22 protein-coding genes are annotated in these 26,031 nt (G+C 74.9%); 12 read left to right on the top strand and 10 right to left on the bottom strand.

Annotation, left to right across the window (positions count from 1 at the left end; genetic code table 11):
- Nucleotides 1-24: 24 nt before the first annotated feature.
- The 7 genes from H7K62_RS01045 to H7K62_RS01015 form a co-directional block, all read right to left on the bottom strand.
- The gene (locus tag H7K62_RS01045; protein WP_186715559.1) at nt 25-1,002 is read right to left on the bottom strand and encodes a nucleoside hydrolase; all 978 of its coding nucleotides are present in this window, start codon (nt 1,000-1,002) and stop codon (nt 25-27) included.
- Nucleotides 1,003-1,032: 30 nt separating this feature from the next.
- Entirely contained in the window at nt 1,033-1,962 is a 930-nt protein-coding gene (locus H7K62_RS23410; protein ID WP_222436862.1) for an ABC transporter permease, read from the bottom strand.
- The gene (locus H7K62_RS01035) at nt 1,959-2,792 is read right to left on the bottom strand and encodes an ABC transporter permease (RefSeq protein ID WP_186715558.1); all 834 of its coding nucleotides are present in this window, start codon (nt 2,790-2,792) and stop codon (nt 1,959-1,961) included. The genes H7K62_RS23410 and H7K62_RS01035 overlap by 4 nt, the downstream gene beginning before the upstream one ends.
- Nucleotides 2,792-3,637: an ABC transporter ATP-binding protein gene (locus tag H7K62_RS01030; protein WP_186715557.1), complete on the bottom strand. Its 846-nt coding sequence runs from the start codon at nt 3,635-3,637 to the stop codon at nt 2,792-2,794. Before H7K62_RS01030 ends, H7K62_RS01035 begins: the two co-directional genes overlap by 1 nt.
- 15 nt (nt 3,638-3,652) lie before the next feature.
- Nucleotides 3,653-4,660 carry an adenosine deaminase gene (gene add, locus H7K62_RS01025; RefSeq protein WP_186715556.1) on the bottom strand — a complete coding sequence of 336 codons (1,008 nt, stop codon included), beginning with the start codon at nt 4,658-4,660 and terminating at the stop codon, nt 3,653-3,655.
- A 78-nt stretch (nt 4,661-4,738) separates the two neighbouring features.
- Complete coding sequence (locus H7K62_RS01020) at nt 4,739-5,827, bottom strand: ABC transporter substrate-binding protein (protein ID WP_186716441.1); 1,089 nt, start codon at nt 5,825-5,827, stop codon at nt 4,739-4,741.
- Between the two features lie 240 nt (nt 5,828-6,067).
- Nucleotides 6,068-7,372, bottom strand: coding sequence for a class I SAM-dependent methyltransferase (locus H7K62_RS01015; protein ID WP_222436861.1), 1,305 nt, complete (start codon nt 7,370-7,372; stop codon nt 6,068-6,070).
- A gap of 249 nt (nt 7,373-7,621) precedes the next feature.
- Between H7K62_RS01015 and H7K62_RS01010 the strand changes: the two genes are divergently transcribed.
- The 8 genes from H7K62_RS01010 to groL all read left to right on the top strand — a co-directional run bounded on the left by H7K62_RS01010 (nt 7,622) and on the right by groL (nt 16,959).
- Nucleotides 7,622-8,959 carry an NtaA/DmoA family FMN-dependent monooxygenase gene (locus H7K62_RS01010; protein ID WP_186715554.1) on the top strand — a complete coding sequence of 446 codons (1,338 nt, stop codon included), beginning with the start codon at nt 7,622-7,624 and terminating at the stop codon, nt 8,957-8,959.
- A 48-nt stretch (nt 8,960-9,007) separates the two neighbouring features.
- Nucleotides 9,008-9,508 carry a thiamine pyrophosphate-binding protein gene (locus H7K62_RS01005; protein ID WP_186715551.1) on the top strand — a complete coding sequence of 167 codons (501 nt, stop codon included), beginning with the start codon at nt 9,008-9,010 and terminating at the stop codon, nt 9,506-9,508.
- The gene (locus H7K62_RS01000) at nt 9,505-10,185 is read left to right on the top strand and encodes a thiamine pyrophosphate-dependent enzyme (protein ID WP_222436860.1); all 681 of its coding nucleotides are present in this window, start codon (nt 9,505-9,507) and stop codon (nt 10,183-10,185) included. Before H7K62_RS01005 ends, H7K62_RS01000 begins: the two co-directional genes overlap by 4 nt.
- The gene (locus tag H7K62_RS00995; RefSeq protein WP_186715549.1) at nt 10,185-11,738 is read left to right on the top strand and encodes a GMC family oxidoreductase; all 1,554 of its coding nucleotides are present in this window, start codon (nt 10,185-10,187) and stop codon (nt 11,736-11,738) included. The genes H7K62_RS01000 and H7K62_RS00995 overlap by 1 nt, the downstream gene beginning before the upstream one ends.
- Entirely contained in the window at nt 11,735-13,117 is a 1,383-nt protein-coding gene (locus tag H7K62_RS00990; RefSeq protein WP_186715547.1) for an amidohydrolase, read from the top strand. Before H7K62_RS00995 ends, H7K62_RS00990 begins: the two co-directional genes overlap by 4 nt.
- Nucleotides 13,114-14,703, top strand: a complete 1,590-nt coding sequence (locus H7K62_RS00985) for an aldehyde dehydrogenase family protein (RefSeq protein ID WP_222436859.1) — start codon at nt 13,114-13,116, stop codon at nt 14,701-14,703. Before H7K62_RS00990 ends, H7K62_RS00985 begins: the two co-directional genes overlap by 4 nt.
- Before the next feature lie 190 nt (nt 14,704-14,893).
- Complete coding sequence (groES, locus tag H7K62_RS00980) at nt 14,894-15,187, top strand: co-chaperone GroES (RefSeq protein WP_139709973.1); 294 nt, start codon at nt 14,894-14,896, stop codon at nt 15,185-15,187.
- Nucleotides 15,188-15,348: 161 nt separating this feature from the next.
- Entirely contained in the window at nt 15,349-16,959 is a 1,611-nt protein-coding gene (gene groL / locus H7K62_RS00975) for a chaperonin GroEL (RefSeq protein WP_186715545.1), read from the top strand.
- 297 nt (nt 16,960-17,256) lie between these two features.
- On the opposite strand, the gene H7K62_RS00970 is transcribed toward groL, so the two are convergent.
- Complete coding sequence (locus tag H7K62_RS00970) at nt 17,257-17,589, bottom strand: WhiB family transcriptional regulator (protein ID WP_139714383.1); 333 nt, start codon at nt 17,587-17,589, stop codon at nt 17,257-17,259.
- Between the two features lie 316 nt (nt 17,590-17,905).
- Here H7K62_RS00970 and H7K62_RS21430 point away from each other — a divergent pair, with 316 nt between their 5' ends.
- A complete protein-coding gene (locus H7K62_RS21430; protein ID WP_222436858.1) occupies nt 17,906-18,949 on the top strand; it encodes a MerR family transcriptional regulator in 1,044 nt (347 codons plus the stop codon).
- Nucleotides 18,950-19,086: 137 nt separating this feature from the next.
- Nucleotides 19,087-19,692, top strand: a complete 606-nt coding sequence (locus H7K62_RS00960; RefSeq protein WP_186716429.1) for a response regulator transcription factor — start codon at nt 19,087-19,089, stop codon at nt 19,690-19,692.
- Between the two features lie 98 nt (nt 19,693-19,790).
- Here the strand turns inward: H7K62_RS00960 and H7K62_RS00955 are convergent, their stop codons facing one another.
- Nucleotides 19,791-21,446, bottom strand: coding sequence for an APC family permease (locus H7K62_RS00955; RefSeq protein WP_186715543.1), 1,656 nt, complete (start codon nt 21,444-21,446; stop codon nt 19,791-19,793).
- A gap of 356 nt (nt 21,447-21,802) precedes the next feature.
- Here H7K62_RS00955 and guaB point away from each other — a divergent pair, with 356 nt between their 5' ends.
- Together guaB and H7K62_RS00945 are read left to right on the top strand one after the other, a co-directional pair.
- Nucleotides 21,803-23,323, top strand: a complete 1,521-nt coding sequence (gene guaB, locus H7K62_RS00950) for an IMP dehydrogenase (RefSeq protein ID WP_186715541.1) — start codon at nt 21,803-21,805, stop codon at nt 23,321-23,323.
- Between the two features lie 37 nt (nt 23,324-23,360).
- Nucleotides 23,361-24,512: a GuaB3 family IMP dehydrogenase-related protein gene (locus H7K62_RS00945; RefSeq protein WP_186715538.1), complete on the top strand. Its 1,152-nt coding sequence runs from the start codon at nt 23,361-23,363 to the stop codon at nt 24,510-24,512.
- Between the two features lie 66 nt (nt 24,513-24,578).
- Here H7K62_RS00945 and H7K62_RS00940 read toward each other — a convergent pair whose 3' ends face one another.
- Entirely contained in the window at nt 24,579-25,898 is a 1,320-nt protein-coding gene (locus H7K62_RS00940; RefSeq protein ID WP_186715536.1) for an MFS transporter, read from the bottom strand.
- Nucleotides 25,899-26,031: the final 133 nt, after the last annotated feature.

Here is a 26,031-nt window from a genome sequence, read left to right as displayed (position 1 = left end):
TGGCGGTCGCCAGCCGTGGGGGGCTCAGGCCCGCTCCCGGCCGCCGGCGCGGTGGCAGCCGGCCAGCACGCGCCGGACGACCGCTGCCGCCGCCCGCTCCGCGTCCACGCCGAGCGCGACCCGCACGGTGCCCGCCGGGTCGGGGTGGTGCACCACCGCGCCGCGGTCGTGGACCTCGACGCGACCCGGCGGGCCGAGCTCGAGCAGCTCCGGCTGCACGAGCAGCAGCGCGGTCACCGGGTCGTGCGGGACTCCCCACGGCTCGTCCCAGAACTCCCACCACTGGCGCACCTGGGCCGCCAGGGCGGCGCCCAGCGGCCCGGCCGCGGCGATGCGCTCGACGTCGCCCGGCTCCAGCCGCACCTGCTGGGTGACCTCCAGGCCGACGACGAGCGTGGTGGCGCCGCTGGTCAGGACCTCAGCGGCCGCGACCGCGTCGCTGCGGAGGTTGTGCTCGTCCTCCAGGAGCCCCTCGGGGGTGAGCGCCCCGTCCCAGCGGCCACCCATGACCACGAGCGAGCGCAGGTGGGACGCCAGCTCCGGGTGGTGGCGCAGGGCCGTCGCCACCTGCGTCAGCGGGCCGATGGCGAGCAGGTCCACCCCGCCCGGTGCCGAGGCGGCCGTGGCGGCGAGCCAGTCGGCGGCGTCCTCGGCGGCGGAGCGGCCGGGCGCCGGCGGGGTCGTCGTCGCCGTCGTGAGGTCCCCCAGGAGGGTGCCCTCGTGGCCGGCCCACCACACCGGCGTCCCGGACAGCGGCGCGGCCGCACCCGCGCGCACGGGCAGGCCCCCGGGTGCCGCCGGGCCCGGCACCCCGGCCAGCTCGAGCAGCCGGGAGGTGGCGCGCGCGCGCAGGCCGGTGTCGCCGTAGACGGTGGTGACCCCGAGCAGCTCCACCTCGGGGGAGCCGAGCAGCAGGGCGAGAGCGAGGGCGTCGTCGACGTCGGTGCCCAGGTCGGTGTCGAGGACGACGCGCCGTCGCGCGCCGCGGGCGGATGCGGTCACGCCGCCCACCCTGTCAGGACGCGCCGCCGCTCACGTCGCGAGGCGGTGCGGGGCGTACCGCGCCAGCACCAGCCCCTCCAGCAGGCCGACCAGCGTGTAGAGCACCACGGAGGCGGCCGTGACGGCCACGATGAGCGCCCACACCTCGTCGTAGCGGAAGCCGCCGATGGCCTTGAGGATCTGCGAGCCGATCCCGTTGCCGGTGGCCAGCCACTCCACCACCAGCGCGCCGGTGAGCGCGCCGGGCACGGAGATGCGGGCGGCGGCGAAGATCGCCGGCATCGCGGTGGGGATGCCGACCCGCCGCATCACCGCGAGGTCGGAGCCGCCGTAGGCGTGCACGAGGTCGCGCGAGGTCGGCGGCACCGACCGCAGGCCCTGGACGACGTTCACCAGGGCGGGGAAGAAGACGACGATGCCGCCCATCACCGCGATGGACCCGAGCCCGCGTCCGGCGACGAGCACGATGATCGGGGTCATCGCGACCAGCGGCACCGAGCGCAGCAGCATGGCGATGGGCATGAGCGACTGCTCGAGCGAGCGCGCGACGACGAACGCGGCGCCCACCACCAGCGCCGCCGCCATGCCGGCGACGAACCCGACGAGGGCGTGCTGCAGGGTGACGCCCAGCGGCCCTGCGATGGTCGCGCGGTTGGTCGCGGCGTCGGGGTCGGTGAGGAGGTAGGCCCACACGTCCTGCGGAGTCTTGCCGATGAAGGGGCTGATGTCGAAGGCGGCGAGGGCCCCCCACCACACCACCAGGGCGACGACGGCGGACACGAGCAGCGGCCTGAACGCGCGCCAGAGCGCCGTCCCGACGACGTGGCCGGCGGGGCGCACGGACTCGCCCGCGGAGCTGGTGGACGGCGTCGGCACGGGACTGCCTGCGGGTGGTGGGGTGGTGAGGTCGGCGGCGTCGCGCGCGTCGGTGGGGTCCGAGGTGCCGGTGGGTGCGCTCACGAGGTGCCCTCCTGTCCGGCCGACCACGGCGTGACGACCCGCGAGACGAGGCTGAAGACGAGGTAGCCGGCGCCGGCGATGGCGCCGGTGGCGATGGCGAGCCCCCAGGTGCGGGGCACGTCGAACTGCTGCTGGGCGTTGGTGAGGGCCACGCCGAGGCCGCTGTCGACCCCTCCGAGGTACTCGCCGATGATCGCGCCGAGCATGGCGGCGGGAGCCGCGATCATCAGCGCGGCGAGCAGGCTCGGCAGCGCCGAGATGAGGCGCACCTTCAGCAGCAGCTGCAGCCGGCTGCCGCCGTACGCGGCCACGAGGTCGATGCTCGTGCGGTCCGCGGCGCGCAGGCCCAGCAGCGAGCCGATGAGCGTGGTGAAGAAGACGGCCACCGCGGCCAGGAAGATCGAGGTGGACCTGCCCCCGAAGACGATCTGGATGATCGGGCCGATGGCGGTCAGCGGGATGCAGTAGCTGATGACGCCCAGCTGCGTGACCAGGCCGTCGAGCTGGGGGACCACGAGGACGGCGCCCGCGAGGAGCAGCGCTAGGGCGTTGCCCCACAGGAAGCCCTGCGCGGCGCTGCTCACCGTGACGAGGGAGTTGGGGCCGTACAGGGCCCAGCCGTCCGCGCCCATCGTCGCGACGACGGCCCACGGGGTGGGCACGCCGCCGCCGCCTGCGAAGACCGTGACGGCGAGCAGGGACCACAGCGCGAGGATGCCGACGACGCCGAGGACGCCGGCCAGCCAGCGGGGGCGCTCGACGGAGCGCGTGGCGCGCGCCTCGAGCTCCTGCTCGGTGGGGGGAGCAGCGCCTTCGAGCCCGGCGGCCATCAGTGGCCGCCCATCGCCGCGCCGCCGCGGCCGAACAGCAGCCCCGACAGGTGGTCGTGCAGGGCGTGGAACTCCGGCGTCCTCATCATCTCGGGCGTGCGCGGGCGGGGCAGGTCGATCGGGACCACCTCGAGCACGCGTCCCGGGCGCGGGCTCATGACGGCGACGACGTCGGAGAGGAACACCGCCTCGGCGATGCCGTGGGTGACCATGAGCGTGGTGGCGGGCTTCTCGGTCCAGATGCGCAGCAGCTCGAGGTTGAGGCGCTGGCGGGTCATGTCGTCCAGCGCGCCGAAGGGCTCGTCGAGCAGCAGCACCTCGGGGCGCACCACGAGGGCGCGGGCGATGGAGACCCGCTGGCGCATGCCGCCGGACAGCTGCCCGGGCTTGGCCTTCTCGAAGCCCTTGAGGCCGACCAGCTCGACCAGCTCGTCGACGTAGGAGGTGTGGTCGGCGGCCGGCTTCACACCCGCCACCTCCAGCGGCAGCTTGATGTTGGAGACCACGCTGCGCCAGGGCAGGAGCGCGGAGTCCTGGAAGGCGATCCCGAGCTTGTGCTGGCGGCGCACCTCCAGCGGCGTGAGGCCGTTGACCAGCGCCTGCCCGGACGTCGCCTCCTCCAACCCGGCGAGGATGCGCAGCACCGTCGACTTGCCGCACCCCGACGGGCCCAGCAGCGACAGGAACGACCCCTGGGGGGTGGTCAGGTCCGCGTCGTCCAGCGCGGTGACGGTGCGCCGGCCCGAGGTGAAGGTCTTGGTGAGGCCCCTGATGTCGAGGCCGGTGCTCCCGGGGGTGCGGGCGGGGCCCTGCGCCGGGGCGGTCTGGGTGGACTGCGTGCTCACGGTGCTCCTCAGCTGTCAGCTGGCGGTGGGGGAGGCCAGCGGCGCGGACGCGGCAGCGCGCACCTCGGCGCGCCAGGCGTCCTTGGCGGCGGGCTCGGCGAAGCTGGCGTCGAAGGAGGCCAGCGCCAGGGCGGTGAGCTGGTCGTCGGTGAGGCCGACGACGTCGCGCAGGGCCCGGTAGTTGTCGTCGACGTACCCGCCGAAGTAGGCGGGGTCGTCGCTGTTGACGCTCACCTGCAGGCCCGCCGCCAGCATCGCCGGGAGCGGGTGGTCCTCCAGCGCGTTGACCACCCGCAGCGCCACGTTGCTCAGCGGGCACACCGTCAGCGGTGTGCCGGTGTCGCGCAGCCGGGCGACCACCTCGCCGTCGTCGAGGCAGTGGTTGCCGTGGTCGAGCCGCTCGATGCCGAGGGTGTCGAGGGCCTCGGCGACGTCGGCGGCGGTGCCCTCCTCGCCGACGTGCGCCGTGCGGTGCAGCCCCTCGGCGGCGGCCACGGCGTACGCGGGGGCGTAGGCGGCCGGCGGGTTGCCGACCTCGGTGGAGTCCAGGCCCACGCCGACGAAGTGCTCGCGGTGGGGCAGCCACGTGCGCAGCGCCTCGAGGGCGGCGTCGGGCCCGAGGTGGCGCAGGAAGCAGGGGACGAGGTCGACCGACACGGGGCTCGCGGCCGCCGCGGCGCTGAGCCCGTCGAAGACGGCCTCCAGCGGCACGCCGCGCTCGGTGTGGTGCTGGGGGTCGAGGAACACCTCGGCGCGGCGGACCCCGGCCCGCTCGGCGCGGGCGAGGTAGGCGGCCATGAGGTCGTGGAAGTCCTGCTCGGTGCGCAGCAGCTCCGCCGCCTCGTAGTACTGGTCGAGGAAGGACTGCAGGTCGGTGAAGCGCCGGGCCGCCCGCAGCGCCGCGGGGTCGGTGGTGGGCAGCGCCACGCCGTGGCGCTGGGCCAGCTCGACGACGAGCTCCGGCTCGAGCGTGCCCTCGACGTGCACGTGGAGCTCGGCCTTGGGCAGCAGGGCTGCGTCCATGCGGGTCCCTCCGGGGACGGGCCCCCTCCGCGGTGGCCGGCGCGCGGACGCGCCGGCCACCGCGAGCGGGGCTGGCTGTCAGGCGGGAGCGGCCGAGGCGGCGGCCTCGGGCGTCAGGGTGGGTCCGGTGACCAGCGACGGGTCCTCGGAGTAGACCTCCTCCAAGAGCGAGAGGTCGAACAGCTTCTCGGCCGTGATCGTGGTGCCGGCCGTGGCGAGCGACTCGATGTTGGTGGCGATGAGCTCGTCGGTCATGGTGAACAGGCCGTTCTTCACGGTGTCGTCCGTGACGATGAGGGTGGCCTGCGCGTTGATCTCCTTGAGCTGCTCCTCGAGGTTGAGCTTGAGCTCCTTGCCGTACTGGTCCACCGCGAGCTTGGCGCCCTCGTCGGGGTTGTTCAGCGCGTCCGTCCACCCGAGGACCTCCGCCTTGAGGAAGGCCTTGAGCTTGTCGCGGTCCTCCTCGATGGTCTGCTGCGCCACGGTGAAGGTCTCCGTGACCAGCGGCAGGCCGTGGTCGGCGAAGGCGAACTGCACGGTCTTGAAGCGCTTGCCCTGCAGGAGGATCGGCTCGTTGGTGAGGTAGGCCATGAAGCCGTCGACCTCGCCGGTGGTCACCACGGTCGGGTCGTACTGCACGGGGACGATGGTCAGCGAGCTCGGGTCGATGCCGTTGGCCTTGAGCAGACCGGAGAAGATCTGCTCGTTGCCGCCGGACTGCACGCCGATCTTCTTGCCCTTCATCGCCGCCGGGTCGGGGATGGGGTTGGAGTCGAGCGAGACGATGCAGAACGCGTTCTTCTGGAACGTCGTCCCGATGATCTTCAGAGGTGCGCCCTCGTTGATGGCCGGGGCGGTGAGCGTGGGGGAGGACAGGCCCACGAGCGCCTTGCCGGAGGTGACAGCTGCCTCCGCGCTGGTGCCGGCGGAACCGCCCGCGATGAGGTTGACGCTCGAGAACCCGGCGTCCTTGTAGTAGCCCTTGGAGTCGGCGAAGAACTCACCGGCGAACTCGATGTTCTTGATCCAGGAGAGCTGGATCGCCAGGTCGCCGTGGTCGGCGGAGCCGCCGCTGCTCGACCCGCCGCCGGAGGCCCCGGTGGAGGAGCCGCCGCAGGCGGCCAGGGTGCTGGCGCCGGCCACGCCCAGCCCTGCGAGCCCCGCCATCCGCAGGAAGGAGCGTCGCCCCAGGGCGCTGCGGACGAGCTGCTGGTGGTGGCGGTCGATCGACGGCACGGGGCCTCCCGGGGTCGTGGCGCTCGCGGAACCTCCGCGGGGCGTGAGGGACCGCGCGCTGCCAGCTCCTGCCAGCTCGCGGTCGACGAGCGGGGACGCTAGGAGCGCTGTGCGTCGCTAGGAGGACGGCTGCGTTACGGGGCTGTTTCCAGGTCCCGGCGCCGGTCGCCATCAGGAGGAGGGCGGTCCCGCCGTCGTCACGGACGTCGCCACCGGGCGGCACAGCAGCACGTGCTGGCGCCCCGCCACCCTGGTCAGCACGAGGGTCGCCTGGCGCGCCCCCTCCAGGCGCAGGGAGCGGCGCAGCTGCTCGACGTCGACCGCGCTGCCCCGCTTGAGCACCTCCACGGCGCCGACGCCGCGCATCCGCAGGCGGGTGCGCAGCGCCTTCAGCCCGAACGGCCAGACCTCCTCCACCGCGAAGGCGCGGGCCAGCGGGGTCGCCACGAGCCGGTCGGAGGTCACGTAGGCGATGCTCGGGTCCAGCAGCGACCCTCCCACCAGCGCCGCCACCTGCCCGACGAGCCCGGAGCGCACGACGGCGCCGTCCGGGTCGTACAGGTAGGTGCCGACACCCTCCGGCGAGGCCACCGCGGGCGGGACGGGCAGGTCGTCGTCGTCGACGAGGGTCGCGGTGCCGCCGCGCTCGGCGGAGCGCAGCACCAGCGCGCTCGCCGCCCGGCCCGGTCGCGCGAGCGGCCCGAACCAGCACGCCGCCTCGACCACGTCGCCGTCGACGGAGACCCACTGCACCTCAGCGGGCAGCCCGGAGCCAGCGGCGATGTCGCGCGGGACGCCGGGGGCGAGCTTGACGCCCGTGGCGGGCACGCGCCGGGCGACGTCGAGCACGGCGCTCCACGGCGGCGATGCGCGGTGGGGGTCGAGGACGCGCCGTCCCGCGGCGGTGCGCCGGGCCGGGTCGAGCCAGGCGCCGTCCACCGAGCCGTCCCGCCCCAGCTCGGTGATGACGTCGAGGACGTCGGCGCGGTGGACCTGCGCCTCGGGCCAGTGCCTGAGGTTCACGGTGGCGACGGCGGCGGTGGCCTCGTCCCTGTCGACGGCGAGCACGCCCAGGCCGAGGGAGGCCAGGGCCATGGCGTCACCGCCGACGCCGCAGCCGAGGTCGGCCACCCGGGTGCACCCGGCGTCGCGGAAGCGCTGCGCGTGGTGGGCGGCCACCTGCAGCCGCGTCGCCTGCTCCAGGCCCTCAGCGGTGAAGAGCATGCCGTCGGCGAAGGGCCCGAACTTGGCCTCGCCCTTCGCCCGCAGCCGCGACTGCGTCATCGCGGCGGCCACCAGCTGCGGCTCGGCGCCCTCGGCGCGCAGCCGCTCGCCCAGGGCCATCGCCGCGTCAGGGCCGGCGTAGGGCGGCAGCGCCTCCAGCAGCGCCCACCCCTCGGGCCGCAGGAGCGGGGCCACGCTCGCCGCCGCGGGGGAGTCGGACGACGACGACGCGTCAGCGGGTCCCTGCGGCACGCCCCGATCCTCGCAGCCGCGGTGGCGGCGGGCCGCCAGCGGTCCGGGTGCGCTCCGCGCCGTCCGTAACACGCCCGCAACCCACGGCCGCCCCGCTGCGGGCACCATCGGCGGCGCGCAGCTCCCCTGCGCCGCCCCGGCCGCACCCGCGGCCGACGGGCGCTGTTCCGCCACCGGGTGCGAGGGCCGGTGGTCGGACGACGTGCAGCCCCCGACCGGGGCGTGCTGCGTGGACGGGAGCGAGCAGCGGTGGCACGGCCCTTCCACCTCGGGTGGTTCACGCACTTCGGCCCCGACGAGTGGGACGCCCCCTTCGCGTCCGCCGGTGGGACCCCGTGGGACGGCGCCTTCCACACCGACCTGGCCCGGGCGCTGGAGCGGGCCTGCTTCGACCTGGTGCTGCTGGAGGACTCCCTCGCCGTCTCCGCGGAGGCCGGCGGCACCCGAGAGCTGCTGCTGCGCACCGGTGTGCGGGCCCCGCGGCACGACCCCGCCCCGCTGTCGGCCCTCATGGCCGCCGCGACGCAGCACCTGGGCGTGGTCACGACCCTGTCGACGCTGCTCTACCCGCCGTTCCTGCTGGCGCGGCTGGTCTCCACGCTCGACTCCCTCTCCGGCGGGCGCACCGGGTGGAACATCGTCACGAGCACCGACGACGCCGAGGCCCGCAACGCCGGCCTGGCCGCCCTGCCGGACCGCGACGAGCGGTACGCCGCGGCACAGGAGCACGTGGACGTGGTCACGGCGCTCCTGGACAGCTGGGACGAGGGCGCCGTCGTCATGGACCGCGCCAGCCACACCTACGCCGACCACACCCGCGTGCACGCCGTCGACGCGCCCGGCCCGCGCTACCCGGTGGCGGGTCCGCTCACCACGGTCAGGTCCCCGCAGGGGCGACCCGTCTACTGCCAGGCCGGCGGGTCGCCCACCGGGCGGGCCTTCGCCGCGCGCAACGCCGACCTCGTGCTCGCGGTGGCCAGCGGGCCGGTGGCCATGAAGGCCGCCCGTGACGACGTGCGTCGCCTCGCCGCCGAGGCCGGGCGCGACCCCGACGAGCTGAGGGTGCTCTTCCTCGTGGCCCCGGTGCTCGGCGAGACCGAGGAGGAGGCCCGGGCGGCCCTGGCGCGCTCGGCGGCGCACCCGACCGCGCTCGCGACGACGCTGGCGAAGTTCAGTGCCTACACCGGCGTCGACCTCACCGCGCTCGACCTCGACGCGCCCCTGCCTCCTCCCGAGCAGCTGCTGGCGGGCTCGGCTCGCGGCTCGCTCGGCACGCTGGCCAAGTTCGCCCAGCTCGACGGTGAGGGCCGGCCCAGCGCCAAGCCGCTGCGCGAGCTCGCTGCCGACGCGAGCACCAACTCCTCCCTCGACCTCGTGGGCACCCCCGAGCACGTGGCCGACCAGCTGGAGGCCGCGGCCGAGGAGGTCGGCGGGGACGGCTTCCTCGTCACCACGCCGTTCCACCGGCTCTCGCGCCACTACGTCGTCCAGGTCACCGAGGGCCTGGTGCCGGTGCTGCAGCGGCGCGGGCTGGTGCGCAGCCGCTACACCGCCGCCACCCTGCGCGGCCACCTCACCGAGTTCTGAACCGACCAGCACCCCGACCAGCACCCCGACCAGCACCCGAGGAGACCGATGACCCCGACCGCCGTCCAAGCGGTGATCGCCGGGCTGGAGCGCGCCGGCGTCACCATCGCCAGCTACCTGCCCGACTCGCTGCTCAAGCCTCTGTACCCGGCGCTGGACGCCCACCCGGGCATCCGCACCATCCCCTGCACCAACGAGGGCGAGGGCGCCGCCGTGTGCGGCGGGGTGTTCCTCTCGGGGAAGCGCGCCGTGCTGTGCATGGAGAACTCCGGGCTGCGCGCGGCCGCCGAGCCGCTGGCCCGGATGGGCCTGGGCTCCGGCATCCCCGTGGTCATGGTCATGAGCTACCGCGGGGAGCTGGGCGAGAACAACTGGTGGGCGGTTCCCCACGGGATCACGATGGAGCCGATGCTCGCGGCGCTGCGCATCCCCTACCGCGTGGTGCGTGAGGAGGCCGGCATCGAGCAGGCCGTGGTGGACGCCTACGAGTGGTCGTACTCGGCCTACCAGCACTCGGCGGTCGTGCTCGGCGGGGGCACGGTCCGATGACCAGCCCGGTGAGCGGCCCGGTGGTGCGGGAGCCGGCGTCGGCGATGACGCGCTTCTCCGCCATGGAGGCGCTCGCGGCACTGCTGTCCGACGAGCTGGTGGTGCTCTCCCTCGGCGGCGCCGTCGACGAGTGGTACACCGCGGCCCCGCACCTGCGCGAGGCCAGCCTGTTCCAGCAGCAGCTCGGCTGCGTGACGCCGCAGGCGCTCGGCCTGGCGGCAGGTCTGCCGCACCGGCGGGTGGTCTCCCTCGACACCGACGGCGGCCTGCTGTTCAACCTCGGCGTGCTGGCCACCCTGGGCAACGAGCAGCCGGGCAACCTGCTGGTGGTCGTGTGGGACAACGAGCGGTACCAGTCCATCGGCGGACCGCGCACGCACACCTCCTCCGGGACCGTCGACCTCGCGGCCATCGCCCGGGGCGCGGGCGTGGTGCGCGCGAGCACGGTCCGCGACGTCGAGGCGTTCGCCGCGGCGTGCGCGGCGGGCCTCGCCGACACCGCCGCCCCGCACGTGGTCGTCGCCAAGGTCGACACGTCCCCGGAGGGCCACGCGGCAGCGGGGCACCCCGTGGTGCGCCGCAAGCACAGCGACGGCCGGGAGGACACCTACCGGTTCGTGCGGCACGTCGAGGCGACCGAGGGCGTGACGATCATGGGCCCGAGCGAGCACAACTGATGCCAGGCCCCGGGTACGACCACGTGGTGGTCGGCGGTGGGGGAGCGGGCTGCGTGGTGGCCCGCCGCCTGGCCGAGCGCGGCGCGGCGGTCCTGCTCCTCGAGGCGGGCCCCGACGACACCGGCCGCGAGGACGTCGCCGACGCCGGCGCGTGGCCGGCGATGCTCGGGGGTGAGCTCGACTGGGGACTCGCCTACGCGCCGTCGCCGCAGGTGGCGGGGCGGCGGATCCCGCTGCCGCGCGGGCGCGTGCTCGGCGGGTCGAGCAGCACCAACGCGATGCTCTGGTACCGCGGCCACCCGAGCGACTACGACGGCTGGGGCGTTCCGGGATGGGCCTGGGCCGACCTCGCGCCGTGCCTGGCGCGCGCCGAGGGCGTGCTGCGCGTGGAGCGCCCGCGCGACCCGCACCCCGTGGCCACCGCACTGGTGGACGCCGTGGAGGCGGCCGGCAGGCAGGGGGTGGGCGGGCTCGCCGAGCTCGCCGAGCTCACCGCCACCTCGGAGGACGACGGCGCTGGCGGGCGGGCCTCGCGGCGGTGGAGCACCTCACGCGCCTACCTGCGCGAGCTGCCGCCGCTCGCGCAGGTGCCGGGCAGCGGGTCGCTCACGGTCCTCACGGGAAGCCCGGTGCTGCGCGTCGAGGTGCGGCGCGGCCGGGCCGTCGCCGTCGTCCACCTCGTCGGCGGGCGGGCGGTGCGGACGGCGGTGGCCGGGGACGGTGAGGTGGTGCTGTGCGGCGGAGCCGTCGAGACCCCGCGCCTGCTCCTGGCCTCCGGGGTCGGCGACCCCGCGGACCTCGCGCGGCTCGGCGTGCCCGTGGTCAGCGCCGTCCCCGGCGTCGGGCGGGAGCTGCAGGACCACCCGCTGCTGGAGGGCGTGACGCTGCGGCTGCGCGGACCCCGGGGGCCCGTGCGCGACAACGGCGGCGGCGCGGTGTGGAACTGGCGCAGCGGCTCCCCGCGCAGCGACGCGCCCGACCTGCACTGCTTCGTCACGCAGGCGGCGTGCGCCACCCCCGCGGTGGCCGCAGCCCACCAGCTCGACAGGGCCGACCCGCACCTGGTGGGGCTGGGCGTCGGGCTGATGGGGTCCCGCAGCCGCGGGCACCTGGTGGTCCGCGACCTGGCGCCCGGCGGGGCCGTGGACCTGCACCCGGGTCTCCTCGCCGACCCGGCGGACCGCGCGGCCCTGCGGCAGGGCCTGCGCGACGTGCTGGAGCTGGCCGACGGCCCGGTCTTCGCGGCCCTGGGCGCGCAGCGCCTGGCGCCGCTGCCGTCCGCCGGCCCCACCACGAGCGACACCGACCTGGAGGAGTTCATGAGCCTGGCCTGCACCACCTTCTTCCACGCCTGCGGCACCGCGGCGATGGGGCGCGAGGACGACGAGCGCGCCGTGCTCGACCCCGAGCTCCGCGTCCGCGGTGTGGACGGCCTGCGGGTGGCCGACGCGTCGGCGTTCCCCACCGTGCCGACGTGCAACACCCTCGCGCCCGTCGTCGCGCTGGCCGAGCGCCTGGCCGACCTGCTCGCACCCTGGGCGGTGCGACCGTGAGCGCGCAGGTGCGCGTGCTGGCCGCGGGCGTCGTCGTCGTGGGGGACGCCGCGCACACCGTGCTCGCCGACGGCGCCGTGGCGCTGGTCGGAGACCGCATCACCGCTGTCGGCCCGCGCGAGGAGGTGCTGGCCGCCGTCCTCGCGGAGCACCCCGGCGCCGCCGTGGAGGACCTGCCCGACCACGTGCTCCTGCCCGGTCTCATCAACGCCCACCACCACTCGGGCCTGCTGCGCGGCACCGCCGAGGAGCTGCCCGTGTGGGAGTGGCTGAGGGTCCACATCGACCCCATGCACCGGGTGCTCACCGCCCGCGAGGCCGAGGTGGCCGCCCGCCTCTGCTACGCCGAGGGCCTGCTGGCGGGCACCACCACCGTCGTCGACATGTGGCGGTTCCTGCACGGCGGCGCGCGGGCCGCGGAGCTGCTCGGCAACCGGCTGGTGGCGGTCCCGTACGCCGCGGAGCACCCGCGGCACGACTTCTTCGACACCCTCGACGACGTCGAGCGGCTCGCCGCCGACCACCACGGCGGCGCCGCCGGGCGGATCGAGGTCTGGGTGGGGCTGGAGCACCCCTTCTACGCCGTGGAGGCCGCGCAGCGCCGAGCTGTCGCGATGGCGCACGACCTCGGCACCGGCCTCTACACGCACTGCAGCGAGTCGCGCGACGAGGTCGCCGAGTTCGAGCGGCGCTACGGCGCACGCCCGGTGCGCGCCCTGGAGCGCCTCGGGATGCTCGACGCCCCGCGCACCGTGCTGGCCCACGCGGTCTGGCTCGACGACGACGAGATCTCCCTGCTGGCCGACCGCGGCGTCGGCGTGGTGCACAACCCGGTCAGCAACATGAAGCTCGCCAGCGGCACAGCCCGCGTGCGCGAGCTGCTGGCCGCGGGCGTCGCCGTCGGCCTGGGGACCGACGGGGAGAAGGAGAACAACAACCTCGACGTGTTCGAGGAGCTCAAGGCCGCCTCGCTGCTGGCCAAGCTGCGCGACCTCGACGCCGCGGCCCTGCCCAGCTGGGACGCCTTCGCCCTCGGCACCACCGGCGGCGCGCGGGCCCTGGGGCGCGAGGCCGACCTGGGCTCCCTGGAGGTCGGCAAGAAGGCCGACGTCGTGGCCGTGCGCTCCCGCACCCCGCGCATGACCCCGCTGGTCACCTCGGGGCCGCTGCTCAACGTCCACCACAACCTCGTGCACGCCGTGCGCGGGTCCGACGTCGACCACGTCTGGGTGGACGGCGCCCCGGTCGTCCGCGACGGGGCGCTCGTGCACGCCGACCTCGGCGAGCTCGTCGACGACGCCCGAGCCGCCGCGCCCGGCCTCTTCGAGCGCCGCGCCGCGTGGGTGGCCGAGCACGGTCTCCCGGAGGTGGCCTGGTGAGCGCTGCGCCCGCGGCCCTGGTCGACGGTGGCCGCGCGCCGGCGGAGGCCGTCTCCACCCCCGTGCGGGCCCTGCTCGACGCGTGGTGCTCCGAGCCGGCGGGGCTGTTCACCGCGGGGCAGTGGCACCCCGCCGCGACCGGGGAGCGCCGGACCACTCGCGACCCGGCCACCAGGGCGGTGCTCGCCGAGGTGGCCGAGGCCTGCGCCGAGGACGTGGGACCCGCCGTCGAGGCGGCCCGGGCCGTCCTCGACGACCGGGGCAGCACCTCCTGGTGGGCGGCGACGCCCTCGGCGCGCGGCCGCCTGCTGTGGCGGGTGGCGGACCTGCTGGCCGAGCACGCCGAGGAGCTCGCACAGCTGGAGGTGCTCGACCAGGGCAAGACCCTCGCCACGGCCCGCGGGGAGGTGGCCGGCGCCGCCGAGCAGTTCCGCTACTTCGCGGGAGCCGCCACCAAGGTCACCGGCACGACGTTCCGTCCCTCGGCGCCGCTGCCCCCGTACGCGGCGCCGGGGACGCGCCTCGTCGCGAGCACCGTGCTGGAGCCCGTGGGCGTGGTCGCCGCGATCACGCCGTGGAACTCGCCCCTGCTCATGGCCGCCATGAAGGTGGCGCCAGCGCTGGCGGCCGGGTGCGTCGTCGTCCTCAAGCCCGCTGAGGACACCCCGCTGACGTCCGTGCGGCTGGTCCAGCTCGTGGTCCGCGCCCTGGGGGAGGCGGGCCTGCCCCGCGGGGTCGTGTCGCTGCTGACCGGCGGCGGCGCGGTCGGGGCGGCGCTCGCGGAGCACGCGGGCGTCGACAAGGTGGCCTTCACCGGTTCCACCGCCACCGGGCGCGCTCTCGTGAGGTCCGCCGGGCGTCCCGGCGGCCACCTGCCCCGGCTCACCCTGGAGCTGGGCGGCAAGTCGCCGGCCGTCGTCATGGCCGACGCCGACATGGCCTCCGCGGTGCCTGGCGTGGCGCGCGGCGTCTTCGCCAACTCCGGCCAGGTGTGCGTGGCCGGGTCGCGCGTCTACGTGCAGCGCGCCGCGCACGACGCCTTCGTCGAGGCGCTCGCCGCGCAGGCCGCGGCGCAGGCGCTCGGGCACGGGCTGCACCCCTCCTCCCAGCTCGGGCCGCTCGCGAGCCCCGCGCACGCGGAGCGGGTGGCCCAGCGCCTGGCCGACGGCGTCGCTGCCGGGGCGCAGGTCGTGGGCGGCGGTGGTCCGGTGGAGGACGCCTCCGGCGGCGGCTGCTTCTTCGCGCCCGCCGTCGTCGTCGGGGCCGACCCCTCCTCGCCGCTGGTGCGCGAGGAGGTCTTCGGCCCCGTGGTGGTCGTGGCGCCGTTCGACGACCTCGAGGAGGTGGTCGCCGCGGCCGACGACACCGACTACGGCCTGGCCGCCAGCGTGTGGACGCGCGACCTGCGCACCGCGCAGCGGGTGGTCGACGGCGTGCGCGCGGGGACGGTGTGGGTGAACTGCCACGCGGTGTTCTCCCCGGAGCTCGTCAAGGGCGGCCGGCGGACGTCCGGGTGGGGCGTGGAGAACGGGATGGAGGGGCTGGCGGGCTACCTCGAGGGCAAGACCGTCTGCTCGCTGGTCTGAGCGGGCGTCCTCGGCGGGGCGGGCTGGCACTCGGGTTGACCGAGTGCTGACGGCCTCACTACTGTCCTTCTTGGCACTCTCCCTGTGAGAGTGCCAGCGCCCGAGGTCGGAGCGGCACCCGCGACGACGCACCGGCCCCCGGCGCGCGCATCCGTCCGTTCCGCACCACCAGCGAAGGGGAGGTCCGCCCGTGTCGGTCTCCATCAAGCCGCTCGAGGACCGCATCGTCGTCAAGCCCCTCGACGCCGAGCAGACCACCGCATCCGGCCTCGTCATCCCGGACACCGCCAAGGAGAAGCCCCAGGAGGGCGAGGTCCTGAGCGTGGGCCCGGGCCGCATCGACGACAACGGCAACCGCGTGCCGCTCGACGTCAAGGTCGGCGACAAGGTCATCTACTCCAAGTACGGCGGCACCGAGGTGAAGTACGGCGGCCAGGAGCTGCTCGTGCTCTCGGCGCGCGACGTGCTCGCCGTCGTCGCCTGAGCGACACCGCAGATCTGATCGACCTCTGATCACGGCTCGCCCCGGCGGCCCCACCGCCGTCCGGCGGGGGCCCCGGGGCGTTCGCCGTCCCGCACCCCGCTGACGCGCCGCCGGCCGGTCAGCGAGCCGTCAGCCACCAGCACGCCATCAGGAAGAAGGACATGGCCAAGCAGCTGCAGTTCGACGAGAACGCCCGCCGCGCCCTCGAGCGCGGGGTCGACGCCCTCGCGAACGCCGTGAAGGTGACCCTCGGCCCGAAGGGCCGCAACGTGGTCATCGACAAGAAGTGGGGCGCTCCCACCATCACCAACGACGGCGTCACCATCGCCCGCGAGGTGGAGCTGGACGACCCGTACGAGAACCTCGGCGCCCAGCTCGCCAAGGAGGTCGCCACCAAGACCAACGACGTCGCGGGTGACGGCACCACCACCGCGACCGTCCTGGCGCAGGCCATGGTCAAGGAGGGCCTGCGCAACGTCGCCGCCGGCGCCAGCCCCGCCGGGCTCAAGCGCGGCATCGACAAGGCCGTCGACGCGGTCTCCGAGAAGCTGCTCGCCACCGCGCGCGACATCGACGACAAGGGCGAGATCGCCCAGGTCGCCACCATCTCCGCGCAGGACTCCTCCGTCGGCGACCTGCTCGCCGAGGCCTTCGACAAGGTCGGCAAGGACGGCGTCATCACCGTCGAGGAGTCGTCCTCGATGAACCTCGAGCTCGACTTCACCGAGGGCATGCAGTTCGACAAGGGCTACATCTCGCCCTACTTCGTCACCGACTCCGAGCGCATGGAGGCCGTCCTCGAGGACGCGCACGTGCTGCTCTCGCAGGGCAAGATCAGCTCCGTCCAGGAGCTGCTGCCGCTGCTGGAGAAGGTCCTGCAGACCTCCAAGCCGCTGTTCATCATCGCCGAGGACGTCGACGGCGAGGCCCTGTCGACGCTCGTCGTCAACAAGATCCGCGGCACCTTCACCGCCGCCGCCGTCAAGGCCCCGGCCTTCGGTGACCGCCGCAAGGCGATCCTCCAGGACATCGCCATCCTCACCGGCGCCCAGGTGGTCAGCCCCGAGGTCGGCCTCAAGCTGGACCAGGTGGGCCTGGAGGTCCTCGGGTCCGCGCGCCGCGTGGTCATCACCAAGGACGACACCACGATCATCGACGGCGGCGGCGACGCCGACGCCGTGTCCGACCGCGTGCGCCAGGTCAAGGCCGAGATCGAGAACACCGACTCCGACTGGGACCGCGAGAAGCTGCAGGAGCGCCTGGCCAAGCTGGCCGGCGGCGTCTGCGTCATCAAGGTCGGCGCGGCCACCGAGGTCGAGCTCAAGGAGAAGAAGCACCGCATCGAGGACGCCGTCTCGGCGACCCGCGCGGCCATCGAGGAGGGCATCGTCGCCGGCGGCGGCTCGGCCCTCATCCAGGCCGTCTCCGCCATCGACGCCCTGGAGCTCACCGGCGACGAGGCCACCGGCGCGCAGATCGTCCGCCGCTCGGCCGCCGAGCCGCTGCGCTGGATCGCCGAGAACGCGGGCCTCGAGGGCTACGTGGCCGTCGAGAAGGTGCGCGGCCTGGAGGCCGGTCACGGCCTCAACGCCGCCACCGGCGAGTACGTCGACCTCGTGGCCGCGGGCGTCATCGACCCGGTCAAGGTCACGCGCTCCGCGCTGCGCAACGCCGCCTCGATCGCGTCGATGGTGCTCACCACCGACACTCTCGTGGTGGACAAGCCCGAGGAGGAGGCCCCCGCGGCCGCCGGCCACGGGCACAGCCACTGAGCTGACGCTCCGCCCGGGTGACCGGGCGCACGTCGGAGCCCCCCGGACCGCTGGTCCGGGGGGCTCTGCCGCGTCCGGGACCGCTCCGCGGTGACCAGCGAGGTGGCCAGCGAGGTGGCCAGCGAGGTGGCCTGCTGCCCACGGGGTGGGCTCGTGCCCGGGTGCGGTGCCTGCGCCCGGCAGCCAGGCCACCCAGCGGGCACCGTGCACCCCCCTTGCCCGGCCCTGACGACGCGGGCGGGCGACGACGAGGGCCCCGGACCAGCAGGTCCGGGGCCCTCGTCGTGAGCTCTGCGGTCAGCCGACCTCGGCGATGCGCGTCTCGGCGACCACGGTGTTCGGGGTGCGGCGGGAGCGCTGGGCCGCGTAGATGCGCTCGCGGTCGTCCTCGGTGAGGCCGCCCCAGACGCCGTAGGGCTCGCGCACGGTGAGGGCGTGCTGGCGGCAGTCCTCGACGACCGGGCAGGCGGAGCAGATGGCCACGGCGGCGGCGTCGCGGTTGCGGCGGGCCGGGCCGCGCTCGCCCTCGGGGTGGAAGAACAGGTTGGTGTCGTGCTCGCGGCACGAGCCCTGCAGCTGCCACTCCCAGATGTCGGCGACGGGGCCGGGGAGGCGCGAGATCTCAGCCATGGGTTCCTCCGGAAGGCGTGGTGGTGCGTGGTGTTCTGGGGAGCCGGTGCAGCGTGCGGGTGCACCCCCTCCGGTGCGGGTGTGGATCCGCGCCGGGTGGGGTACTCCGTGCTCAGAGCCACCTCGCGGTGGCCCGGGCTCGTTGAAGACGACACTACAACCGCGTCAGAGGTTGTTCAAGGACCTGGCACTGGGCCGTTCGTGTGATGTGGCGCAGGGCGCCACCGCGCGGGGCGCGACGGTCGGTCGGCGTCCTCCCGGGTGCTGCGCGGGGGGCGCGGTGGCGACGTCATGACCACCCGACCACACTGGCGGGGTGCCCACCCCCAACGCCGCCCCCTCGGGCGTGTCGCTGGGCGTCGCGGCCGCCGCGCGGCGCCTCGGCGTCGCCCCCGCGACCCTGCGGACGTGGGCCCGCCGCTACGGCCTGGGCCCCAGCGAGCACGAGACCGGCTCGCACCGCCGCTACACCCCCGAGGACCTCGCCCGACTGGTGGTCATGCGCCGGCTGACGCTGGAGGGCGTGCCGCCCGTCACGGCGGCTGCCACCGCACTGGCCACCGATCCGACCGACGCTGCGATGGCGCTGGCGTCAGCGGCCGGTGAGGGCTCTGACCTCCACGACGCCGAGGACCACGACGAGGCCCCGACCACGGGGGACGTGCCGGCGCTGGTGGCCCTGACCGCCGACCTCGGCGTCTGGAGCGCCGTGCTCCCCGCTGACCGCACCCCGCTGACGCGGCGCCCCTCGCCCGCGGGGCAGGGAGCCCTGCAGCGCGCGGTGCTGGCGGGTGACGCTCCCGGCGCCGCGGCGGCCGTGCTGGCCGCCTGCTCCTCCAAGGGCCCCCTGCGGGCGTGGGAGGAGGTCGTGCAGCCGGCCAGGGTCGCCCTGGCGCGCCGCTGGGAGGCGACCGGGCCGGGCGTCGACTCCGAGGTGCTGCTCACCGCCGCGACCCTGGAGGCGCTGCGGGCGCTGCGGCGCCCCCCGGAGCGCACCACCGCCGTCGTGCTCCTCGCCGCCGCCGAGGGCGAGACGGACTCCCTGCCCCTGCACGTCCTGGCCGCCGCCGTGGCCGCCCACGGCGTCCGGCCGTGGGTCCTGGCCCCCGGGCTGCCCCGCGAGGCCGTGGCGGCCGCCGTGCGGCGCACGGGTCCGGCCGCCGTCCTCGTGCACGCCGAGGAGCCGGTGGCCGACGCCGCGGCCCAGCTGGGCCCGCTGCCGCGCCTGCGGCACCCGGTGCGCCTCGTGCTGTCCGGGCCGGGCTGGTCCCTCGCGCAGCTGCCGGCCGGCCGTGCGGCGCTGCGGGCCCCCGCCCTGCCCGCCGCGCTGGAGGTGCTGCTCGAGGCCACCGAGCCCTGAGCCCGCCGCAGCTGGGTCCGCGCCGGCCGGGGTCGCAGCCCCGCTAGCTCTCAGGTCCGCCCGATCCGTGCCGATGACACCTCCAGGACAGCCGACCGCACGGGTCGGCGCACACGGAGGTGGCGACGGTGTCTGCGATGGCGACGGTCATGGTCTGCGACGACTCCCCGCTGGTGCGGGAGAACCTGCGGCGAGCGGTCGCGGGCGTGGCCGGGGTGGGGCGCGTGATCGGCGCCAGCTCCGGTGAGGAGGTGCTCGCCCGCTGGCCGGTCGAGCGCCCCGCGCTCGTGCTCATGGACGTCCGCATGCCCGGCATCGGCGGGGTCGAGGCCGCCCGCCGCCTGCTGGCGCGCCACCCCGGTGCCGGCGTGCTCATGCTGACCGTGGCCGAGGACGTCGAGGGCGTGGCGCGCGCCGTCGCCGCCGGCGCCCGCGGCTACGTGGTCAAGGACGCCACCCGCTCCGAGCTGGTGGCCGCCGTCATCGGCGCCATCAGCGAGGCCGGCGTGCGCGGCCGAGGCGCCCGCCGCACCGAGGCCGGCGCCACCCCCGCGCTGACCGAGCGCGAGCTGCAGGTGCTCACCGGCATGGGCGAGGGGCGCAGCAACGCCGAGATCGGCAAGCAGCTCTTCCTGTCCGAGGACACCGTGAAGACCCACGCGCGCCGCCTGTTCCGCAAGCTGGACGCCGCTGACCGCGCCCAGGCCGTGGCCAAGGGCTTCCGCCTGGGCATGGTCCACTGACCCACCCGCCGGTCGGCCCTCGACCGGCGTCACGACGAGGCCCGGCCCCCCTCGGGGGTGCCGGGCCTTGTCGTCGTCGTCGTGAGGTGGTGCAGCCGTCAGTGGGACGGCAGCGACGGCAGCGCGTCCTCCTCGGCGGCGACCTGGTCGATCATGGCGCGGATCTCCTCGGCGGGCAGCGAGACCGCCACGGCCCAGTAGTGGATGGCCAGGCTGAACACCGCCGTCACCACGAGGCTCACGGACAGGTCGAGCCAGCCCTGCCCTCCGTAGGTGGAGGCGAAGGTGATGAGCAGCATGCCGACCAGCCACACGGGCAGCCACTGCGCCGAGCGCCAGTGCAGCGGCGGGCGGTGGCTCGTGAAGCCCCCGGCGCGGCTGACGAAGAGGATCACGTAGCCGATGACGATCGCGACGGCGAGCTTCCAGTCCGTGTCCCACCCCGACCACAGGATGATCAGGTCGGAGATGACGAAGCCCAGCGGCGCCAGCACGGCCGCACCCGGCAGCCGGTAGGGGCGCTCCACCTCCGGCAGGCGCTTGCGGAAGACCGCCAGCGCGAGCGGCGCGCCGGCGTACATGAGCACGCTGGCCGAGGTGATGAGGCCCACGAGGGACTGCCAGCTCGGGAACGGCAGGAAGCAGACGCAGCCGATGACGAAGCTGACGATGACGCCGACCCACGGCACGCCGTTGGCGTTCAGGCGCTCGAAGGCGGTGGGCACGTAGCCGTTGCGCGCCAGGCCGTAGCTGACGCGGCTGGTCGCCGCGGTGTAGATGAGGCCGGTGCCCCCGGGGGAGATGATCGCGTCGGCGTAGAGCACGGCGGCGAGCCAGCCCAGGCCCACGAGGGAGGCGAGCTGCGCCCAGGGGCCGGTGAAGGCGCCGACCACGTCACCGGTGGTCTGCGCCCACGTGGAGCCGATGGAGCTGGCGGGCAGGGCGAGCAGGAAGACCACCTGCAGCGCCACGTAGACGACCACGCCGATGACCACCGAGCCGATGATGGCCAGCGGGACGTCGCGCTTGGGGTTGGTGCTCTCGCCCGCCAGCTGGTCGGCCTGCTCGAAGCCCAGGTAGCTGAAGATGATGCCGCTGGTGGAGACGGCGCCGAGGACGCCCTGCAGGCCGCCGGGGGCGAAGCCGTCCGCGGCGGTGAAGTTGCCCGTGTGCAGGCCTCCGCCCGCCATCGCGATGGCGAAGATGGCGACCAGGGGGACCGCCACCTTCCACCACGTCGCCGTGCTGTTGGTCAGCGCCAGCGCGCGCACGCCCAGGAAGTTGATGGAGCTGATGACGGCCATGAGGAGGATCGCGACGACCAGGCCGCTCGCGGTGAGGGTCTTGTCCGCGGTGAGCCAGCCGCTGGCGAAGGAGTAGTGCTTCGCGTAGTTGATCATCGCCGAGACCTCGATCGGCGCCACGGTGGCCGTCTGCAGCCAGGCGTACCAGCCGAAGGAGGCGCCCGCCGCGCCTCCGAAGGCGTAGTGCGGGAACCGCGCCGAGCCCCCGGAGACGGGGTACATGCCGCCGAGCTCGGCGTGGATGAGTGCCAGGACGAGGACGGCGACCCCGCCGATGACCCAGGCGATGACCGCCGCGGGGCCGGCCGCTGTCAGCCCGTTCTGGGCGCCGAAGAGCCAGCCCGAGCCGATGATCGAGCCGACCGAGGCCCAGAGCATGCCGATCGCGCCGATCTCGCGCTTGAGGACCCGCCTCGGCGCCCCCGGTGGTGCGGCGGTGGAGCTGGTCATCGTTCCCTCCTCGGGTGTGCGGGCCGCCCCGCGGGCGCCCCTCCTCAGCGGCTGATGGTCCGAGCCTGAGAGGGGTCTGACAAGGCGCTGACCTGCGAGTTCGCTGGGTCTTCCCCGGGCCCTGGGGTTCCTTTGCCCCCGCTTGACCATCGGCCCCGGTTCCTTGACCAGCTCTTGACCGGTCCATGGGGATCTCATGACCCGGGCCGGAGGGCCACCGGGCTCACCGGCTCCCGTGGGCGGTTCCGGTGGTGGTCCGGTGGTGGTCCGGTGGTGGTCCGGTGGTGGTCCGGTGGTGGTCCGGTGGCGGTCCGGTGGCGGGAGGAGCAGGCCGTCGCGGCCTCTACGATCGGAGGGTGCCGTCTGACGACTCCCTCCTCGGTGCCTCCGCCCTCCCGATCGACGGACTCGGTCTGACCTTCGACGACGTCCTGCTCCTGCCGGGCCAGAGCGACGTCATCCCCAGCTCCGCCGTCACCGCCTCCCGGGTCTCCAAGCGCGTCGAGGTGGCGGTCCCGCTCCTCAGCTCCGCCATGGACACCGTCACCGAGTCGCGCATGGCCATCGCCATGGCGCGCCAGGGCGGCCTGGGCGTGCTGCACCGCAACCTCTCGCCGGAGGAGCAGGCCAACCAGGTGGACCTGGTGAAGCGCTCCGAGTCCGGCATGGTCACCGACCCGGTGGTGTGCACGCCCGAGACGACGCTCGACGAGGTCGACGCCCTCTGCGCGCGCTACCGCATCTCCGGCGTGCCCGTGGTCGACGAGGGCTCCCACCTGGTGGGCATCGTCACCAACCGCGACCTGCGCTTCGAGGCCGACCGCTCGCGCACCGCCGGCGAGGTGATGACCCGCATGCCGCTGGTCACCGCCCCCGTGGGCACCTCGGGCGAGGCGGCCATGGCGCTGCTGGCCCAGCACAAGGTCGAGAAGCTGCCCCTGGTCGACGGCGAGGGCCGGCTGCGCGGGCTCATCACCGTCAAGGACTTCACCAAGCGCGAGCAGTACCCGCTCGCCACCAAGGACGAGGCCGGCCGCCTGCGCGTGGCCGCCGCCATGGGCGTCTTCGAGGGTGCCTGGAAGCGCGCGATGCTGCTGGTCGAGGCCGGCGTGGACGTCCTCGTCGTCGACATGGCCCACGGGCACTCGCGCGCGGTGCTGGAGATGGTCGCCGCCCTCAAGGCCGAGCCGGCCGCCGCGCACGTGGACGTGGTCGGCGGCAACGTGGCCACGCGCGCCGCGGCCGCCGCGCTGGTGGAGGCCGGCGTCGACGGCGTCAAGGTGGGCGTGGGCCCCGGGTCGATCTGCACCACCCGCGTGGTGGCCGGCGTCGGCGTCCCGCAGGTCACCGCCATCGCCGAGGCCGCGGCGGCCTGCCGCCCCGCGGGCGTCCCGGTGATCGGCGACGGCGGTCTGCAGTACTCCGGCGACATCGCCAAGGCGCTCGTCGCCGGTGCCGACACCGTGATGCTCGGCTCGCTGCTGGCCGGCTGCGACGAGAGCCCGGGGGAGCTCGTCTTCATCAACGGCAAGCAGTACAAGTCCTACCGGGGCATGGGCTCCCTCGGCGCGCAGCAGACGCGGGCGGGCGGGCGCGGCTTCTCCAAGGACCGCTACTTCCAGAACGACGTCGCCGCCGCCGAGCAGTTCGTCCCCGAGGGCATCGAGGGCCAGGTGCCCTACCGCGGTCCCCTCGCCGCCGTCGCGCACCAGCTGGTGGGCGGCCTGCGGCAGTCGATGTTCTACACGGGCGCGGCCACGGTGCCCGAGCTCAAGGAGCGCGGCCGCTTTGTGCGCATCACGTCCGCGGGCCTCAAGGAGAGCCACCCGCACGACGTCCAGATGGTGCTCGAGGCGCCCAACTACACCGGTCGCTGAGAAGCCGACCACCACCTGCTGAGCAGCGAGGAGCCCCATGGCCTACGAGATCGAGATCGGGCGCGGCAAGCGCGGCCGGCGCGCCTACTCGCTGGACGACGTCGCCGTCGTCCCGAGCCGGCGCACCCGCGACCCGGAGCTGGTGAGCGTCTCCTGGCAGATCGACGCCTACCACTTCGCGATGCCCGTGATCTCGGCGCCGATGGACTCCGTGGTGAGCCCCGAGACCGCCATCGCCATCGGCCGGCTCGGTGGGCTCGGCGTGCTCGACCTCGAGGGCCTGTGGACCCGCTACGAGGACCCGCGCCCCCTGCTGGCGGAGGTGGCGGCCCTCAGCGACGGCGCCTCCGCCGACAGCACCGCCGTGACCCGGCGGATGCAGCAGATCTACAGCGCCCCCATCGACCCCGACCTCGTGGCCCAGCGGCTGCGGCAGGTGCGCGACGCCGGCGTGGTGGTGGCCGGGGCGCTGTCGCCGCAGCGCACCGCGCAGCTGTGGAAGACCGTCGTCGACGCCGGGGTGGACCTCTTCGTGATCCGCGGCACGACGGTGTCCGCCGAGCACGTCGCCGCCAGCGAGGCCGACGCGCCGCCGCTGAACCTCAAGCAGTTCATCTACGAGCTCGAGGTGCCCGTCATCGTGGGTGGCGCCTCGACGTACACCGCCGCCCTGCACCTCATGCGCACAGGTGCCGCCGGCGTCCTCGTGGGCTTCGGCGGGGGAGCGGCGCACACCACGCGCGGCGCCCTCGGCGTCCACGCCCCCATGGCCACGGCCATCGCCGACGTGGCCGCCGCCCGGCGCGACTACCTCGACGAGTCCGGGGGCCGCTACGTGCACGTCATCGCCGACGGCGGCATGGGCCGCTCCGGCGACGTGGTCAAGGCCGTCGCCTGCGGCGCTGACGCCGTGATGCTCGGTGCCGCGCTCGCCCGCGCCACCGAGGCCCCCGGCGGCGGCTGGCACTGGGGTCCCGAGGCGCACCACGCCGACCTGCCGCGCGGCCGCCGCGTCAAGGTGGGCACCGTGGGCTCGCTCGAGGAGATCCTCGTCGGTCCCGGCACCACCCCCGACGGCACCACCAACCTCCTCGGCGCCCTGCGCCGGGCGATGGCCACCACGGGCTACTCCGACCTCAAGGAGTTCCAGCGCGTCGAGGTGGTCGTCAGCCCCTACCAGCCGACCTGACCGGCGCCCCCGGCCGCTGCCCCCGCGACCACCGGCCCCGGTGGTCGCGGGCGCTGGTGGCAGGGGTCAGTGGTGGGCGTCCTTCGGCTGCTCCACCCGGAGCCAGTGGCACAGCACGAACGCCACGCCGTAGAGGACCACGAAGGCCCACACGGTGCCGGCGTCGCCGCCCCACGGCCGCACCAGCGCGACCACGGCGGCCCCCAGGAAGGCGGCCCCACCGGCGGCCGTCGTGTACACGGCCATCGCCGCCCCCTTGCGCTCGGTGAGCTGCGGCAGGATCGCGCCCAGCGGGACGAAGCCCGCCAGGAGGATGCCGAAGACCACTCCGGCCGCCACCGAGAGCGCGTAGCCCCAGTCGGAGCCGGGCGCCACCGCGTGCGGCACGTACCACCACAGCAGCAGGCCGATGGCGGAGCCGAGCACGCCGAACCACCGCACGGTGCGCACCCAGCCCCAGCGGTCGCCGATGGCGCCGAAGACGGCGTTGAAGGCGATGTTGGAGGCGTAGACGATGCTGCTCATCAGCAGCCACTGGGACTGCGACCAGCCCAGGGACCCGCCGATGACGCCCGGCAGGATGACGAACATCCCGTACTGCGGTGCGGTGTTGATGATGCGGACGAGGAAGCCCACGAGGACCTTCGGCTCCTGCGCCGCGAGCTTGACGCCGCTGCCGAGCACCGCCCCTGTCGACTCCTCCCGTGAGACCAGCCGCCGGCGCCCGTGGGGCTCGCGCACGAGGAACGTCAGCGCGTAGCCGGCCACCACGAGCGCGATCGACAGCCACATGGCGCCGGTCTCGCCCTGGTAGCCGCCCCCGAAGGCGGGGATGGCGGCGATCGCCACCAGCGCCCCGAGCGTGGGCAGCCCGCCGGTGAACATCACGTAGAACCAGCCGACGGCGGTGCCCGCCCGCTCCCGCGGTGCCACCGCGTTGATCCACACGAGGAAGGCGAAGGCGAAGAGCGGGTAGCCGAACCCGCGGACGAAGTACGTCGCGGCGATCGCGGGCAGGTTCCCGGTCTGCAGCGACAGCAGGAAGAGCACCTCGAAGACCACCCACACCGCGAAGCCGAGCGTCATCACCCGGTGGGGTCCGAGCAGGTCGGACAGCGCCCCCGCGAGGTAGGAGCCCAGCAGCGCCGCCAGGCCGTACGCGGAGATGATGGTGGCGGCCGCCGCGCCCTGCGAGCCGAGCGCCTGGGCCAGGTGGGGGGCGATGAAGTTGGTCTCCACCGCGTTGCCGGTCATGAAGACGATGACCGCCGCGAACCCCCAGCGGAGCACGTGCGGGATGCCGACCCGGTCCAGGCGCGTCTCGCGCGGGTCGTTCAGGGGCGGTGCCGTGGGACCGCCCACCGTCGTCCGGCTGCTGCCTGCCATCGCCGTGGCCCCCTCGCCGCGCTCGCCCTCGGTGCTCTCCACCTGGGTGCGCGGCGCTGGCAGCTCCGCGCACCGCCACCGTGGCACGCGCAGGGGGAGGCGGCGACCCGGCGGGCCGCCGCCTCCCCTCGGC

The organism is Quadrisphaera sp. RL12-1S, assembly GCF_014270065.1.
Lineage (GTDB): Bacteria > Actinomycetota > Actinomycetes > Actinomycetales > Quadrisphaeraceae > Quadrisphaera.
This window is presented reverse-complemented; position numbering and strand designations above follow the sequence as displayed.

Excerpts from the sequence above, each read along its gene's own strand:
- H7K62_RS01035 (WP_186715558.1), bottom strand. The coding sequence starts at position 2,792 with ATGGCCGCCGGGCTCGAAGGCGCTGCTCCCCCCACCGAGCAGGAGCTC.
- add (WP_186715556.1), bottom strand. The coding sequence starts at position 4,660 with ATGGACGCAGCCCTGCTGCCCAAGGCCGAGCTCCACGTGCACGTCGAG.
- H7K62_RS01020 (WP_186716441.1), bottom strand. The coding sequence starts at position 5,827 with ATGGCGGGGCTCGCAGGGCTGGGCGTGGCCGGCGCCAGCACCCTGGCC.
- H7K62_RS01005 (WP_186715551.1), top strand. The coding sequence starts at position 9,008 with ATGACCCCGACCGCCGTCCAAGCGGTGATCGCCGGGCTGGAGCGCGCC.
- H7K62_RS01000 (WP_222436860.1), top strand. The coding sequence starts at position 9,505 with ATGACCAGCCCGGTGAGCGGCCCGGTGGTGCGGGAGCCGGCGTCGGCG.
- H7K62_RS00995 (WP_186715549.1), top strand. The coding sequence starts at position 10,185 with ATGCCAGGCCCCGGGTACGACCACGTGGTGGTCGGCGGTGGGGGAGCG.
- groL (WP_186715545.1), top strand. The coding sequence starts at position 15,349 with ATGGCCAAGCAGCTGCAGTTCGACGAGAACGCCCGCCGCGCCCTCGAG.
- H7K62_RS00970 (WP_139714383.1), bottom strand. The coding sequence starts at position 17,589 with ATGGCTGAGATCTCGCGCCTCCCCGGCCCCGTCGCCGACATCTGGGAG.
- H7K62_RS00960 (WP_186716429.1), top strand. The coding sequence starts at position 19,087 with ATGGCGACGGTCATGGTCTGCGACGACTCCCCGCTGGTGCGGGAGAAC.
- H7K62_RS00955 (WP_186715543.1), bottom strand. The coding sequence starts at position 21,446 with ATGACCAGCTCCACCGCCGCACCACCGGGGGCGCCGAGGCGGGTCCTC.
- H7K62_RS00945 (WP_186715538.1), top strand. The coding sequence starts at position 23,361 with ATGGCCTACGAGATCGAGATCGGGCGCGGCAAGCGCGGCCGGCGCGCC.
- H7K62_RS00940 (WP_186715536.1), bottom strand. The coding sequence starts at position 25,898 with ATGGCAGGCAGCAGCCGGACGACGGTGGGCGGTCCCACGGCACCGCCC.